The sequence below is a fragment of the Bradyrhizobium sp. 164 genome (assembly GCF_023073715.1).
Lineage (GTDB): Bacteria > Pseudomonadota > Alphaproteobacteria > Rhizobiales > Xanthobacteraceae > Bradyrhizobium.
Genome location: NZ_JADPKA010000028.1, coordinates 165,951 through 180,826 on the forward strand (window position 1 = coordinate 165,951; position 14,876 = coordinate 180,826).

The window sequence follows — 14,876 nt, forward strand, 5'->3', positions numbered from 1 at the left end:
AGTAGCATCGCGCTAATCGAGTTGTATACGGTATCTGGCATACGTTACGTTCCACTTTGTCCCGGCCCATTAAAGAGCCTGCGGCGATAGAGGGGAAACCAATGAAGAAGGCCTTTCTGCTCGGTACAGGCTTTGCGGCCCTTTGTGCAACTACAATTACCGACACTCTACAAGCTGCAACCATAGATGATGTGGTTGCGCGCCTCGATGCGCTCGAACGCAACAACGCAAAGCTCGCGAAGGAGAACGCGCAGCTGCGTGAGCGCGTCACTCACATGGGCGAGGCGAAGGCCGCGGTGGCAGCCGTCGCCCCAGGCTCGCCGAAGGGCAATCCGGTTCTGCACGCTGCAGTCGCGCCGTCGCCGGCACCGGCATCTGCGCCCGAGCACACCGTCGTCAGCATCGGCGGGGCTCCGCTCTACAGCAAGGCGCCCGGGGCCAACCCGTTCATCGACAATACGACAGTGACGCTCTACGGCCACGTCGATCTCTCGGGCGACATCTTCAATCCCGGCGTCTACGACCAGGGCACAAAGTTCGGGGTTTCGAGCAACCTCACCTATTTTGGCGTTCGCGCGCGGCACAACCTCGATCCCTATGGCTATCCCGGATGGGCAGCCATCGCGCAGTTCGAATCCCTTGTGGAGGTCGCGGCCCTTCCGACCGAGCGCGCGGCGTTCGGCACCCGGGACAGCTTCCTCGGCATGGAAACCCCCTGGGGTACGATCAAGGCCGGCAAGGCGGATACGCCGTACAAGAAGGCAACGGCGAAGTTCGATCCGTTCTCGGCCACGCTCGGCGACTACAACTCGATCATGGGCAATACCGGCGGTGACCTCCGCGCCGAGTTCGATTGGCGCGCATCGCACGCGATCTGGTATGAATCGCCGGTGTGGAACGGCTTCCAGGCCACCGTCATGTTCTCGCCGGGACAGAACACGGCAAAGGATAACAGCGACTACGCGCTTGGCGATTTCAACTGCCCTGCCACCTCGGCGCGCGGCAGCGGCTCGAGCTTCCCGGCGACATCGGCACCGGAAGGCTGCACCGACGGCTCATACGGTAATCTCTACAGCGCGTCGCTGACGTATAACCAGGGTCCGTTCACCGCGGTCGCCGCCTACGAATTCCACGAAGGGACCAACCGGACCAGCGACGAGGCGGTGACGCCGCTGAGCAATGGCGGCGTTCTGGTCGTACCGCCGGGCGCGGTCGGCATTGCCAACGAATGGGCAGCGAAAGTCGGTGCCGGCTACAAGTTCAAAGACGTGATCGGCAGCCTCCAGCTCTACGGCATCTACGAGGTCATGCGCCGCGAGAACACGATTGCCGCCTTCAACGAGCGTTCGCGCGATGGGTACTTCCTCAGCGCGACCCAGACGGTCGACAAATGGGACATCAACGCGTCCTGGGCTCACGCCAACGCCTCGCCGGGCTCGCCGGGCACAGGCGTCCTGAACGCCTATCCCACCGCCGGGGTCGCGGTCTCGGCGCCCGCAGGCGCGGCTGACTTCGCGCTCAACTCGGTCGACTCCAGCGCCGACCAGTACGCCCTCGGCGTGAAGTACCACTTCAGTCCGTTCGTGAGCTGGTACATGGTGGGCAGCTATCTGCGCAACGGACCGGGCGCGCATTACTGCCTGGGTGTCAGCGGACATGGCTATGGCGTCTGCGGCCGCGACGCCAACAACAACGTCGTCGCAGGCAACAAGGCGGAAGCGGTCACAACCGGCATGACCTTCGATTTCTGACATACGATTCTTAGTGAAACCTCCGGGGAGCCAAACGGCTCTCCTTTTCTATCTACAAACGTATCTCGTGCACGATTAGCAAATAGGTTGCGGTCGGGCTGGACACCCCGACATCGGAGATCGTATAAATGAAAGCGGCCTAGGAAGGCGGACGATGCAGGATTAGATTGCAGGTCCTTCTGAGAGCGATCCAGGATGCAAGCTGCTGCAGCGGGTCGCCGAATGGAAGACGAGGCGCGCGAGTCCTATGACACGCAGAGCCGTCGGCGTTCAGGTCGAGCCACGCTATAGAGCGCTTCCGCTCTCAGCCGCGGAAACGGACTTCGTCCGAATCCCTTGGCGTCCGTATCTTTCACATCAGAGACGACATGAGATGGATTCTGGCAGCTGCTTGTGCTGCCGCGATTTCCTTTGTTCTTGCAGCCGTCGCGGACGCCCAGGGCTGCACTAAGGGTGCGCTCCTCGGCGGCGCGCTGGCCATACGGCCGGCAGGCTGCACGCTGCGACTGGTTCCGTCGTCGGCCATACAAAGCGAACAAGGCCGACGCGAATAAGGGCAATAGTCAGGCGTCCTCCGGTCAGAACTGAGCCTCGATAAGCCTCAGAGCTCCAATCCGAAGGCCGTTCGTGCCAGAGAACACTTTAGCTGAAAGCGGCGACTTCGGAGGCGCCCCGTCGAGAATTCTCCGGAAACCAAGCATCCGCCCCCGCAGCTTGCAGCGCAACGGTTGCAACTGGCGACGGCCTCTTCCTGGCATACTCGCCGACGGACCAGGCGCACTCGCGATCGACGGAGGCGTCGTCGAGAGATGATGCGACTGCCTGATCTGAGGCGGCATCACTCCATACCGACATTCAGACGACGTCTTAGTTCCGAATTGCGCAACGCGGACGGCGCGATCCACAGGAGCATCGGCACTCGAGCCGCGCAAATCATTACGCTCGTCGCACCATTGGTCTTTCGAGGCAGCAGGGGCTAACGTTATCGTCATCTCAGTTTGGAAGCGTCTGTGGGGCCGCGTGGGACCGGCAACCATCTTTACCTGCTCTTCCGCGCAGTGCGCCTAGCACCTCGTCACCTCCGATTGAAGCAGAGAGAAAGCCCCGAAATCGGGGAGACCGCTCGGCAGGTCGGCGCAGGCAATAGCGGGCGTCTTCCCCCGCGGGGCAGCGCCCCTCGCCTCTCCAGCTGCTGGGCGAAGCCATCTTTATCCGACGGCTATGCCAGCCATTCGCGCAAGCTGCGGGCTGATCCCGATTCCGGTCTCCGGCTGGCAGCACGAATTAGCCAATCGATCCGCGCGGCCCCTTTCCTCACCTATCTCAACCGAAGGCAACCTCGGCTCCCCAATAGGCGCGCGCCATCCTTCATGACTTAATCTGAGCACTGGCGGATGACAGTCGGCGTGATTGCAGCCGAGCGCTCCATAGCCATAGCGCTCAATCCCCAAGATATGCTCGGCGCACTGGCTTGGGCCAAACAGGGCCTAGTCCTGGTGGGGAGCGAGGGTGAACTGGAAGACGGCGCCCCGAGGCTTGTTCCTCGTGACCCACAACTGTCCGCCATGAGCTGCGATGATCGACCGACAGATGGCCAGCCCCATACCTAAGCCGTGCGATTTGGTCGTGTAGAACGCTTCGAAAACGCGCTCTTCACTCGTCGGGTCGAGCCCCGGGCCCGTGTCTCGCACCGAGACGCGTATATCGCCTGCAACATCCCTTTCGGTACTGATCTGCAGCTCCCGCATGCCGTCCTCAACGCTGTTCACGGCGTCGATGGCATTGAGGATCAGATTCAGGAGCACCTGCTGCAGCTGAATGCGCTCACCTTCGATCTGCGGCAGGTCCTCCGCCAGTTGCGTCTGTAGCGAAATCTTATGCCTCACCGCCTCGCTTCGGACCATGGCGACGACGTCCAGCACGGCTTCGTTGAGGTCGACGCGGCTTCTGGGTACCGGCGCCTTCCTGACCATAGCACGGATACGGTGGACGATCTCGCCAGCTCGTCGGCTATCTGCGACAATGTGCTCGAGGGACTCGCGGGCCTTGTTCAGATTAGGCGGGTTAGCGCCCAACCAGTTCAAGGCGGCGTCCGCATTGGTGAGCACAGCCGAGATCGGCTGATTGACCTCATGGGCAATCGAGGCCGTCAGCTGCCCAATCGTCGCGACACGACTGACATGAGCGAGTTCGACCTGGGTCTTTTGGCGTTCAATGACAGCCTTCTTGAAAATTTCGATCGCACCCGCCATCGCGCCGATTTCGTCACGCCGTTCAATCCCGGGCACGTCGATGCTAGTGTCGCCCTTGGCGAGTGCGGTCATGGCGCCGGTCATTCGGGTGATCGGCGTCGCGATAGCGCGCGTGAGTAAAATGCCCATCAATACCGCGATCAGGAGCGAGGCTGCGGCGCCCAGCGCGGTCGCCGTGTATGCAGTGGCATACGCCTGCTTCTGCACGGCGTCGCGCCTTGCCAACAGATCGCGCTCAGCCTTCTCGATTTCGTTCGCCTTGGCGCGGATGGCGTCCATCGCAGCCTTGCCGGTCGACCCCTCCAGCGTGCGTGCGTCCTCGCGCGTCTCGGGGGTCGCCATCAGCGCGATCTCGCGCTCGGCGGTCTCGATGCGCCACGTGGACGCCAGCTTGTTCAACTCATCGAGCCGGTTTTGCTGATCTTGGTTATCCGAAGTCTGTGCTTTTAATTTCCGGATCGCCGCACTGAAGTTGTCGCCACCCCTGCGATACGGCTCCAAGAATTTCTCGTCGCCACTGAGCAAATAGCCGCGCAGACTCGTTTCTTGATCAAGCGCTGCGGCCACCGCCATCTCTAGCGTGTCCAACACGTCAGTGGTATGGACACGCCAGTTTTTGGCCTCTTCGATCACGCCAAGTCTGTCATATACGATTGCGCCACTCACAAATATGACGGCTATCACGGCTGCAAACGCGGCCATCAATTTGTGCAAGATCAGCAAATTCGAGAAAGGGGACACAATGACCCTCAAGGCCGAAATCAGCGGCCGAACAGCTGGCTAACTCAAGATTGCTCCCAAGCGGTGGCATTCGCAAGAATTTGGCATGGGACTGTGATAGGGGCAAAGCAGCGCAGCCTTCCCCTCAGTGGAGCATACCGCATCTCGTCGGACAACTGGGAAATTCTAGGCATGCGGTGCCCTCGGACACAACAGGCCCTCATATCGATGCGACCTTCATGATCTCCAATGTTCCGCGCCAGATCATCTCAACTGCCACATAGAGAATGACGGCCAGTCCGACGTAAGCGAGCCATCGATGAGTTTGCAGAAGGCCGGCAATGAAAGAAGCGGCCAGGAGTGCGGCGGACTTGGTCATGCCGATGATCGCATGCTTGGAAGCGGCGTAGGAGGCACCGCCCGCGACACCGCGGATGCCGGCACCCGACGAGGTATTTACGACTACGCCACCGCCTTGGCTCAACATGTGTGCTATCTCATGCTTCATGCAGATGAAGGTGCCACGAAGGTTTATGTCAAGAACGCGGTCCCACTCCTCTAGCTCGATTTCATGAAGCGGCGCCGCCTTGTTCTCGACCCCAGCGTTGTTGAATGCGCAGTCGATGCGGCCGAACGCGTTGACGGCCTTCGCCACCGCCGCTGCGACGTCGTCAGGATTCGACACATCACACGTGATCGTCAGCACGTCGCCGCCGGCGGCCTTTACCCGCTCGGCAGTCTCCTGTAGCGCGGCCTCCCATCTATCCGTGATGACGACGCCCGCGCCTTCTGCAGCGAAGGCTATCGCGGTCGCTCGGCCGATGCCGCTTGCGGCTCCGGTGATGAATGCAGTCTTTCCTTCGAAGCGTTTTGAACCGAGCATCGCAGTCTATCTCCTGAGTGGTTTTCTAAAAATGGCTGCCGGGCTAGTTCGGTCGACGCCGATAAACTGAGGAACCCCAACCGGCCGTCGAGCGGTATCACTTGGCGCTCACAACCGATCTGCAGGACCGGTGATGCCGGTGACCCCATCGTCTCGTTTGCTGCCCATCACTTCCGGTACTGTTCGTCGCGGACCTTCTCCATCCATTCAACGTTCTTGCCGTTGAGAGATTCCTGGATGGCGATGTGTGTCATTGCGGTCGTCGCCGATGCGCCGTGCCAGTGCTTCAGTCCTGGCGGAAACCACACGACGTCGCCTGCGCGAATTTCTTCGACCGGTCCGCCGTCGCGCTGCACCCAACCTAGGCCGGCAGTGACGATCAGCGTCTGGCCAAGCGGGTGCGTGTGCCAAGCAGTCCGCGCGCCGGGCTCGAACGTGACATAGGCGCCGCTCGAGCGGGCCGGCTCTTGCGCCTGAAATAGCGGATCGATGCGTACGGTCCCGCTGAACCAGTCTTCGGGCCCCTTCTGTGAAGGGCGGGACCCGTTCCTGTTGATGGCGATATCCATGTTGGTCTCCTTTTGTTTTCCAGCTGCGAACACCAGCGGGGAGTGAGTCTCGGCGACGGCGACACTGCCAAGAATGAGGACGGCCCTGCGCGTAATCACGGTCGCTTCTCGATCACGTCCTTGACGACAGGCGCCGCGGAGAATGCGTTAGGCCAGCCGGCGTAGAACGCGAGATGGCCGAGAACCTCGCCGGCTTCATCCCGCGTCAGTCCGTTGTCCATTGCGCGGTTCAGGTGATAGGTGATCTGCGCAACTTGGCCGGTGGCGATCAGCGCGCTCACGGTAACCAGGCTGCGGTCGCGCGGGGCCAGCGCCGGCCTGAGCCAAAGATCCCGGAACAGCACGTCGGTCGTGTACTGCACAAGGCTTGGCGTGACGTGCCCAAACTGCTCTCCGACGCGCGTGGCCCGCTGCTTCTCGGCCGCTTCGTCGAGCGGGAGCTGCGGTCCCGAGGCCGGCGGGAGCTGATCGGCTCCGACGTTGCGGCCCTTGAACACCTCGCGCGCCGCCGGAATCGCGTCCATGGCATTCGCCCATCCGGTATAGAAAGCCAGATGGGTGATGATCTCTGATATCTCCGACGGCTTCACGCCGTTGTCGAGAGCGAGGTTCATGTAGTACGGCAGTTCGACGGTCTGGTCGCGGGCGATCAGCGCGGCGACGGTGACGACGCTGCGATCGCGGGAGGAAAGGCCCGGTCGCTTCCAGAGATCGCCGACGACGAACTTCTGCGCGTAGCCTTCGAGAGCTGGAGCGACGGCGCGAATGTCTTCCGGTTTCGTCATGGTGTTTGCTCCTTCGTTTGATGTCTGCGCGGCGGCCGCGCCGCGAACAGACAGAATGAAACCAACGTCGCTGCGAGCGCTCTCATTGCGGAGATCCCTGCACTGTTATGGGGTGCGCGATCAGCCAGCAGGCGACGAGGGACGCGCACAACACGATTGCCGAACTGACCAGAAACAAAGCGTTCAAACTTGCACCGACCGCGATCAGTCCAAGCGCGGGACTGGCAAGGCCTTGGGCGAGATCGAGGAACGCGGTGTAGGCGCCCATGGCGAGACCACGGCTCTGCGGCGCGACGCGACGGACCGCTTCGACCCCGAAGCCGGGATAGACCAGTGAAAAGCCGAAGCCCGTGAGCGCGGCGCCGGCGAGCGCCATGTCCGGACGATCAGCCAGCCAGATTAGGGCCTGGCCGGCGGCTTCGATCGCAGCACAGACCAGTGCGACCTTCGCTCCACCGATCTTGTCGGCCAAGTGGCTGAAGAAAAGCCGGGCCAGGATGAAGGCGACCGCATAGGCCGTGTAGGCGGACCATCCGTTCGCCCACCCCCTGGTGAAGAACAGTAAGGCGACGAACGTTGTCACAGCGCCGAAGCCCACCGAGCCGAGCGCCGAGCCTAGCCCCGGCACCCAGACGGCACCGATAACTTCGACGAACGAGGACCGCGCGTGCTTCGCCGGCGCGACCGCCGGAAGAAGACCGACCAGCGGCAGCGCGACGAGCGTAGCCAGCGTGGTCGCCAGCGAAATCGCCACGAAGCCGTGGGCCGCATAAAGAGCGGAGCCAGCCGGCGCACCGATCGCGAAGGCCGCGAACATGGCCGATCCCACCCAGGCGATGACCTTTCCTGTGTTCTGGGAAGGGGCGAGGGCCAATCCCCAGCTAACTGCGGCCGTGATGATGAAGCTCTCCGCTCCGCCGAGCAGGGCCCGGCCCGAAAGGAGGACGGCTACCGAGACCAGCGGGGATCCGCTGAAGCCGAGCGATAGCAGATAGAGCAGTCCCGCGGCGGCCGCCGCCAGCAAGCCGGCGACGACCCCGCGCTTCGCTCCAAGCGCATCGGAGAAGTGCCCCGCCCACGGGCGGGAGATCAACGATGCGGCGAATTGGCTGCCGGCCACCAGACCCACCACGAAGGTGCCAAAACCCAGCCCATCGTGCACATGGAGAGGCAGTACGGGCATCGCCAACCCGATGACGAGGAAGGCGGCGAACACCATGCCCATGATGGGCAGCAGCGTGGCGGTGATGCCGGGGGCAGAGACGGGCTTCTGCATGGCGGCGATCGACATGCCTCAGAGCTCCTGATTCGTCGGTCGGTAGAGGATCTCGTTGATGTCGACTTCCGGAGGTTGGCTCAGCGCGAACGCGACGACCCGTGCGAACGACTCGGCAGGCACGGCGACCTGATCGTAGAACGACCGGATCCCCGCCGCCGCGGTCGGGTCCGTGATGGTGTTCAGGAGCTCGGTTGCCACGGCGCCGGGGGAGATTACCGTCGTACGGATGTTGTAAGGCTTCACCTCCTGTCGCAGGCCTTCCGACAACGCACGTACGGCGAATTTCGTCGCGGCGTAGACGGCGAAGCCCGGCCCGACCTTGTGGCCGGCGACGGACGAAACGTTGATGAAGTGGCCCGACTTCTGCCGCTGCATGTGCGGAAGCGCCGCGGCGATGCCGTACGTCACCCCTTTCAGGTTGACGTCAATCATCCGGTCCCACTCCTCGACTTTCAGTTGGTCGAGGGGCGCCTGAGGCATCAAACCGGCGTTGTTGATGATGACGTCGATACGGCCATAGTTTCGGACCGCCGCGTCGACGAGCGCCTTCACCTGCTCGCGGCGGGTGACGTCCGTCTCAAGAGCCAGTGCCTTGCCGCCGCGCGCCTCGATGTCATTCGCGAGCGCGTGGATACGGTCCGCCCGGCGGGCGCCGAGCACGACGGTGGCCCCCTCCGCAGACAGAAGCCGCGCGGTCGCCTCGCCCAGCCCGCTGCTTGCTCCGGTCACGACGACGATCTTGTCCCTAATTCCTTGCCTCATAGGTTCGTGCCTTCTTCTGGAGCCCGCCGCCCGATGCTGATCAGAACCTAGGCCTTCCTAGCCTTCCCGATTAGGTGATAAATTGTGAATGCAGTCATTAGACAGGCTTATGGATGAAGCGGGACGACGCCAGCGATCTCATCGCCTTCCTCGCGGTCGCGAGAGAGCGCAACTTCACGCGGGCTGCGGCCAAGCTCGGCATGACGCAATCCGCGCTAAGCCAGATCGTGCGGGGTCTCGAGGAGCGCCTCGGAGTTCGATTGTTGAACCGCACGACGCGCAGCGTCACGCCGACCCAGGCCGGTGAACGCCTGTTCTCCAGCGTGGGGCCGAAGTTCACCGCGATGGATGCCGATCTAGCCGAGCTGAGCAAATTGCGCGAGAGACCCGCCGGAACCATTCGGTTGACGGCTACCGAGTACGCCGCCGCCGAGATCCTTCTCGCGGCTCTCGGGCACTTCCTGCCTAAGTACCCCGACGTCCATGTCGAAGTGATCATCGACTACGGGCTCACCAACATCGTCGCGCAGCAGGTCGATGCCGGAATTCGCCCGGGGGAACTCGTCGCGAAGGACATGATCGCAGTGCGCATCAGCCCCGATCTCCGGATGGCCGTCGTCGGATCGCCATCCTACTTCGCCGTCCGCAAACGGCCGAAGACACCGCAGGACCTGACGCAGCATAACTGTCTCAACCTCCGTCTTCCGACGCACGGCGGGAGCCTCTACGCGTGGGAGTTCGAAAAGAACGGACGGGAGCTCAACGTGCGGGTCGACGGGCAGCTCGTTTTCAACAGTGCAGGGCTTCTCCTGGAAGGCGCGCTTAAGGGCTTGGGCATCGCCTACCTGACGGAGGGACACGTGCAGCCGTACGTCTCGGAGGGTCGGCTGGTCCGCGTTCTCGCCGACTGGTGTCCGCCGTTCTCCGGCTATCACCTCTACTACCCCAGCCGCCGGCAGCCCTCGTCGGCCTTCGCCCTCCTGGTCGATGCGTTGAGGCATCGAGCGCGATGATCCGGTAGCTTGCGCGAAGCGCCTCGAAATCGCTCGAGGTTGACGCCCGAATCGGTAGCACCGGTGGTACACAGCGGTGGTCACAAATTCCGGCCGGGCTCTTTTGGAATCCTTGTTTTCTGCGGGTTTTCGCGCATTCGCGGCATAGGGGATGAGAGTCCCACTATCTCAGCCAGCGTCTCTGGTGAGACTGTGTCGCTACGTGATAGCCGCTGATGAGCGCTGGTGTTCGCGTCTTGTACACGATCCATATCCGCAACCGGCCCGACACACGAATCGAGCCAAGTCTCTGTTCCAAAGACTGCGACCATTTTAATTATCGGGCTTGATGGCGCTGCCACTCCTGGCCCTCAAAGAAGCCACATGAGTAAAAGTACAAAGCTGCCGATTGCCAATCGGGTAACGATTTGAGCTTCTCGACCAGGTCCTGATATTCGAAAGGCACCTCCGGACTACTCTCATCCGTAGATAGATCCTTTCCCACCTCGGCTATGTCCGCGTGGCTCTCCTGCTGGCCGGCGAACACTTGGTTGCACACCCAGTCAGTCGTGGGCATGAATGACGGGGGGATAGCTATGCCATTGAGCGCTGACAGCAGTAACTGGACCTGCCGGTTATTCAGCCCCATGTTTTGGATAGAGAATTGAAATCTTTGCAAGTGTCGTCTTTCCGTTAAAGATCGCAACAGTGTTTCCGCTGCACATTCAAATTCTTCGTATATCAGCTGCCGATTGGAGCGCTCCGAGCCTGCGCCATGCGACGCGCTTAACTGAGCTCTTAAATTAGCCGCCGTCGCAGCGACGGCTGCAATTCGCACTTCGGTGAGGGCTGCAATGCGCGAGTCGACGGCGGCTTCAATGCGCCGCTTAAGAGAACTCATTTGAGGATCTCGGGCCAATATAATGGAACTAACGGCAATCAACTCACTCTTCGATGAGTGGCAGTATGCTTCCAAAAGGCCGCGCTCACTGGTCAATAATGCTCATATTTGCAAATATTATATGGAGACGAGTACTCCTCGGTTTACGGGACGGGCGCGGGGCCACTTGGGGTCTTGGTTATAGCTCAGAGGCGGCCGTGGTCGACAACCGTTGCAGGCCGCCGATGTTTTCGTGTCGGTCGTCTAAGTGGCGGCCCAACGTGTTCATACCGACGCGTGGCGGCGCCTTTGGACGGAGTTCCCGGCCGTCAAGTGGCTCGAATGGCTGCAATCAGGCTCGGTTTGGCGACGATGTTCATCACCCGACTTAGGTTATATTCCAGGACGTGCAAGGCCATCTCAACGGCTAGCTTCCGTAGACGCTGCATGAGAAGGTGTTTCGCACCCCTACGGGCGTTGATCGAGCCGAGGGATGCTCGACCTATCTCGCGCCGCGTCCGCATGGCATCGGATGGAATTGAGCCGCTCTCGACCTCCTCCACCACCTGCACATGCTCCCTGCGCGCTATGCCGTCCTCGTTCCCTGCGCGTGGTCCCGGACAGACATCAAACTAAGATCGTGATCATAACCAGTTCAGGCACGTGACGGGGGTCATCCGAGCGGAGGTCCGTTCTGGACGAGCGTCGTTTCAGTACGCCTACAACCCCGATGCTGTAGCGGAGATTAGACCCGTCCACCTTGTCGGCCATTCCCTGCCTTCTTCTTTTTGATAGCATTTCAGCTTGCCGGCCGAATGAAAGAGGCCGCCTGAGATGGCCTAGCACTCGTCCTTGTCGCTGTGATGAAGATTAAAAGTTTTGTCGTACTTGTCGCGGGCTTCGGTACCAACGCTGTATCGGCCGGGCCACCATGAATGTGGCGGATTGTAGTTGTCGTTCTCAGCGTCTGCCTTGGCTTTCTCGCCTAGCTTCTCGGGCGTCCAAAGCGACATTGATTTATCTTTACCCCACATCTTGCTCCTCACTGACCATCCTCGACGATGACTTTGCTGCGGCCTACGGCGCCGGCAGCAATTTGAAACGAAGTGCCTATCGCCCAACAGCATGCCACCATAACGCTGAATCCATCCAGCATGATGTAGTCAAAGACAATGATGCCAACGGAGAGAAACACCGCATTCGCGGCAAAGAAAGTTCCGGCCCCGCTAGCTATCGCCGCCGAGTCGGTGCCAAAGCTCCATTCTCCCGATCTGGTGGATTCTACTGTCTGCGCAAGACGGCTAGGCAGATCGATGCCCACGTAGAAGCCAAAGCCCCCGTAAAGCATCATCAACAAGACGATCCATTCGTTTCGAAAAAAATCATTGTCCATGCGCATCATTCCTACGGCCACGTACAGACCGCCCGCGGCCCCAACCATGGCAAGTCCGATTCTTTCGAGAATGTGCGCCAATTTGATCAGCACGGAGCGGCCGAACCATGCGGTAGTGGCGACGCGGGCGTACTTCGTCAACTTTCTCTCCCCAAACGACAAAGCGCTAAGAACGACTGCAATGCTCATTTTCATGATATTCTCCTTTCTTGCTTTCCAATTGCTCGCCCAACGCACGCAGGCACCACCCGAGCGCATCGTGATGCGATTTGAATATCAATGTTCAGGATGACGTGTGCCTACCGACGGCACTGGGCTGCCATTTGGTGGAAGCGGCGACTTCGGTGCATCGCCGTTTTTGGGGCAGCTCTCTCGGACAAGAAATCCGCTCGGCCGAGCCAACAAGCTACGCCGTTTCCGTTCGAGCACCTAATGAATAACTTCCGCATCGGGGCAATTTCATCGCGATATCAATCGAGGTCGTATGCCAACTCGCAAGACGTCAGTTTGCGCCAATCTCTCGCCGACAGGGTGATCTTCAGGCCCGAAGGCTCTGAATGGAACCCCTGTTTCGCCGTGCAGTGCGGCCAAGCCGTTGAGCTCTGCGTGATGAGAACTGCCTGAGGTCGGCATGATGCTCACGAGCCCAACAGCAAACGCCGTGAGCCGATTGGGATCAGTAATGGGGGCTGCCAGTTCACGGCTGGGTTTGGTCGATGACCCGAATAAAAGAAACAGATAGCTATTCGGACACAAAGAGCGCACCGTTGCGAGTGTTCGATTGTGACGCTGGCGCGGAGCTGTACTCCAGCGGGACGAAGCGTAGAAAAAGAAAAATTGCTTCAGCGCTCTCCACTCACTGTGGAGGCCAATTGAGTTTTCAATCGGAACGCATTCGCCCGAAGAGCTGAATGGCGTCGCTTGCACCCGGCGACATCGCCCCTGTGCTAGTGGTTACGGCGGCACCTCGCGGCCAATCTGCGAGAATGATCATGGTGATGACCCGATCGCGGAGCGAAACGGTAGTGTTCAAGCACCCATTCCGGATCGCAAGCGCTGAACGACTATTACCGGCCGGCTCATATGAGGTTATTACCGAAGAAGAGTCGACGGAAGGCTCGTCATTTCCGTCTTTTCGGCCCGTCGCCACCATGATGAAGGTGCCTGCGCCGCCACCCCGTGGCGCTTCAGTCGAGATGGTGACGATCAGTTCGGTCGATCTTTCGGATGCCCGGGAGCCGATGCGATGGCGTGAAGCGCCTGTCGACCTCGGCAAGCATCGCGATAGCGCCGCGCCGAACAGTGACTTTCGCCGAACGCCGGCGGAGATTGGACCCAGTGCCGAGGTGTTGCTCGGTCGGCTTCTGCACCTCGAACGTGAGTTGCTCGCGACACCCGCGAAGCCAAGGACGAGCGCGCTTCCGGAGCTGAAAGTGCCCGGCCGCGACCTACGGATCGATGTTTGCCGCGGCATCGCGCTCTGGTGCATCTTTCTGAACCATATTCCCAACAACATCGGAAGCTGGCTGACGCTGCGGAATTACGGCTTCAGCGATAGCGCGGAAGTGTTCATGTTCGCCTCGGGTGTGACCTGCGCGATCGCCTACGGCAAGGCGCACGAGCGCGGCGGATGGACCGGCGTGCTCGGCCGTACGCTGCAACGTAGCTGGGACATTTACGCCGCTTTTTTGCTGCTCATTCTTGCTTGCGCCGTGGTGGTTTACCTCGCAGGCGGCGGCCGGCTTGCCGACGAGACCAATACGCGCATTCTCTTGGAACATCCGGGAGCGACGCTCGCGCAAGCGGCAATCCTGCAATACCGTCCTGTCAACACCGACGTCTTGCCTCTCTTCGTGATTTTCCATCTTTTGTTCGCGCCACTGCTGTGGCTGATGCTCCGAGTGCCGAACGTGGCGCTCGGCGCCTCGCTCTTGCTTTATGCGTCGGTGCATCTTTTCGGCTGGACCGTTCCGGCGTGGCCGAACAACGCTTGGTTCTTCAATCCGCTTGCTTGGCAGTTGCTGGTTGTGCTTGGTGCGTGGTGTGTCACGGAGGGCAAGAAGTTCTGGCCGCGGTTGAGCTCACGCTTGGCGCTTGGACTTGCCGTTCTCTATCTGGCTTTCAGCCTGACTATCGCATTGGGTTGGAGCTTCAGACCACCGGAGGTGCTTGTCCCACAGATCCTGGCGAAGTTGCCTTATCTGGCGGGCAAATCGGACCTCGATCCTTTGCGATTGCTGCATTTTATTGCCCTTGCGATTTTGGCGGTATGGCTCGTGCCTCGCAATTGGCGAGGGCTGTCGACGCCGGTGATGCGCGCGGCGATCCGCTGCGGCGAGAACCCCCTAGCAATCTATTGCCTCGGCGTTCTGCTCGCGCTTGCCAGCCACATAGCGCTGGTCAACATCTCAGATGAGCTTGCAATGCAGATCGCACTCAGTTTCTTCGGCATCCTGGTGCTGATCGCGGCCGCAACGATGCTCAGCTCGATTAGGAGCAGAACCAAGGCAACGACAACCCGCTCCTGACATCCGATTTCATTGCAGAGGATGCACGCCGTAACGCATCTCCGGTCCGGCGGCCATTCGATATCGAAGTTATTGCTGGTCA

Annotated in this window: 11 protein-coding genes; 3 read left to right on the forward strand and 8 right to left on the reverse strand. The window is 60.7% G+C overall.

Annotated features, from left to right (window positions below; all coding sequences use genetic code 11):
* Positions 1-101 precede the first annotated feature (101 nt).
* On the forward strand, positions 102-1,751 hold the full coding sequence (locus tag IVB01_RS10840; protein WP_247494494.1) for a porin: 1,650 nt from the start codon (positions 102-104) through the stop codon (positions 1,749-1,751).
* A gap of 1,487 nt (positions 1,752-3,238) precedes the next feature.
* On the opposite strand, the gene IVB01_RS10845 is transcribed toward IVB01_RS10840, so the two are convergent.
* The 6 genes from IVB01_RS10845 to IVB01_RS10870 form a co-directional block, all read right to left on the reverse strand.
* Positions 3,239-4,705 carry a CHASE3 domain-containing protein gene (locus IVB01_RS10845; RefSeq protein WP_247494495.1) on the reverse strand — a complete coding sequence of 489 codons (1,467 nt, stop codon included), beginning with the start codon at positions 4,703-4,705 and terminating at the stop codon, positions 3,239-3,241.
* A gap of 238 nt (positions 4,706-4,943) precedes the next feature.
* Positions 4,944-5,606, reverse strand: coding sequence for an SDR family NAD(P)-dependent oxidoreductase (locus IVB01_RS10850; RefSeq protein ID WP_247494496.1), 663 nt, complete (start codon positions 5,604-5,606; stop codon positions 4,944-4,946).
* Positions 5,607-5,773: 167 nt separating this feature from the next.
* Positions 5,774-6,169 (reverse strand): cupin domain-containing protein, encoded by a 396-nt coding sequence (locus IVB01_RS10855; RefSeq protein ID WP_247494526.1) that lies wholly within the window; start codon positions 6,167-6,169, stop codon positions 5,774-5,776.
* 101 nt (positions 6,170-6,270) lie between these two features.
* Positions 6,271-6,960, reverse strand: a complete 690-nt coding sequence (locus IVB01_RS10860) for a carboxymuconolactone decarboxylase family protein (protein ID WP_247494497.1) — start codon at positions 6,958-6,960, stop codon at positions 6,271-6,273.
* Positions 6,961-7,042: 82 nt separating this feature from the next.
* Positions 7,043-8,251 (reverse strand): arabinose transporter, encoded by a 1,209-nt coding sequence (locus IVB01_RS10865; RefSeq protein WP_247494498.1) that lies wholly within the window; start codon positions 8,249-8,251, stop codon positions 7,043-7,045.
* A gap of 3 nt (positions 8,252-8,254) precedes the next feature.
* Positions 8,255-9,001: an SDR family oxidoreductase gene (locus tag IVB01_RS10870; RefSeq protein WP_247494499.1), complete on the reverse strand. Its 747-nt coding sequence runs from the start codon at positions 8,999-9,001 to the stop codon at positions 8,255-8,257.
* A 113-nt stretch (positions 9,002-9,114) separates the two neighbouring features.
* On the opposite strand from IVB01_RS10870, the gene IVB01_RS10875 reads away from it, so the two are divergent.
* Positions 9,115-10,014 carry a LysR family transcriptional regulator gene (locus IVB01_RS10875; RefSeq protein WP_247494500.1) on the forward strand — a complete coding sequence of 300 codons (900 nt, stop codon included), beginning with the start codon at positions 9,115-9,117 and terminating at the stop codon, positions 10,012-10,014.
* Between the two features lie 316 nt (positions 10,015-10,330).
* Here IVB01_RS10875 and IVB01_RS10880 read toward each other — a convergent pair whose 3' ends face one another.
* Both IVB01_RS10880 and IVB01_RS10885 read right to left on the reverse strand, forming a co-directional pair.
* Positions 10,331-10,894 carry a hypothetical protein gene (locus IVB01_RS10880; RefSeq protein WP_247494501.1) on the reverse strand — a complete coding sequence of 188 codons (564 nt, stop codon included), beginning with the start codon at positions 10,892-10,894 and terminating at the stop codon, positions 10,331-10,333.
* Between the two features lie 1,021 nt (positions 10,895-11,915).
* Positions 11,916-12,461, reverse strand: coding sequence for a hypothetical protein (locus tag IVB01_RS10885; protein ID WP_247494502.1), 546 nt, complete (start codon positions 12,459-12,461; stop codon positions 11,916-11,918).
* Positions 12,462-13,258: 797 nt separating this feature from the next.
* Here IVB01_RS10885 and IVB01_RS10890 point away from each other — a divergent pair.
* Entirely contained in the window at positions 13,259-14,794 is a 1,536-nt protein-coding gene (locus IVB01_RS10890; RefSeq protein WP_247494503.1) for an OpgC domain-containing protein, read from the forward strand.
* Positions 14,795-14,876: the final 82 nt, after the last annotated feature.

Excerpts from the sequence above, each read along its gene's own strand:
- IVB01_RS10845 (WP_247494495.1), bottom strand. The coding sequence starts at position 4,705 with ATGGCCGCGTTTGCAGCCGTGATAGCCGTCATATTTGTGAGTGGCGCA.
- IVB01_RS10840 (WP_247494494.1), top strand. The coding sequence starts at position 102 with ATGAAGAAGGCCTTTCTGCTCGGTACAGGCTTTGCGGCCCTTTGTGCA.
- IVB01_RS10850 (WP_247494496.1), bottom strand. The coding sequence starts at position 5,606 with ATGCTCGGTTCAAAACGCTTCGAAGGAAAGACTGCATTCATCACCGGA.
- IVB01_RS10890 (WP_247494503.1), top strand. The coding sequence starts at position 13,259 with ATGGTGATGACCCGATCGCGGAGCGAAACGGTAGTGTTCAAGCACCCA.
- IVB01_RS10875 (WP_247494500.1), top strand. The coding sequence starts at position 9,115 with ATGAAGCGGGACGACGCCAGCGATCTCATCGCCTTCCTCGCGGTCGCG.
- IVB01_RS10885 (WP_247494502.1), bottom strand. The coding sequence starts at position 12,461 with ATGAAAATGAGCATTGCAGTCGTTCTTAGCGCTTTGTCGTTTGGGGAG.
- IVB01_RS10865 (WP_247494498.1), bottom strand. The coding sequence starts at position 8,251 with ATGTCGATCGCCGCCATGCAGAAGCCCGTCTCTGCCCCCGGCATCACC.
- IVB01_RS10870 (WP_247494499.1), bottom strand. The coding sequence starts at position 9,001 with ATGAGGCAAGGAATTAGGGACAAGATCGTCGTCGTGACCGGAGCAAGC.
- IVB01_RS10860 (WP_247494497.1), bottom strand. The coding sequence starts at position 6,960 with ATGACGAAACCGGAAGACATTCGCGCCGTCGCTCCAGCTCTCGAAGGC.
- IVB01_RS10880 (WP_247494501.1), bottom strand. The coding sequence starts at position 10,894 with ATGAGTTCTCTTAAGCGGCGCATTGAAGCCGCCGTCGACTCGCGCATT.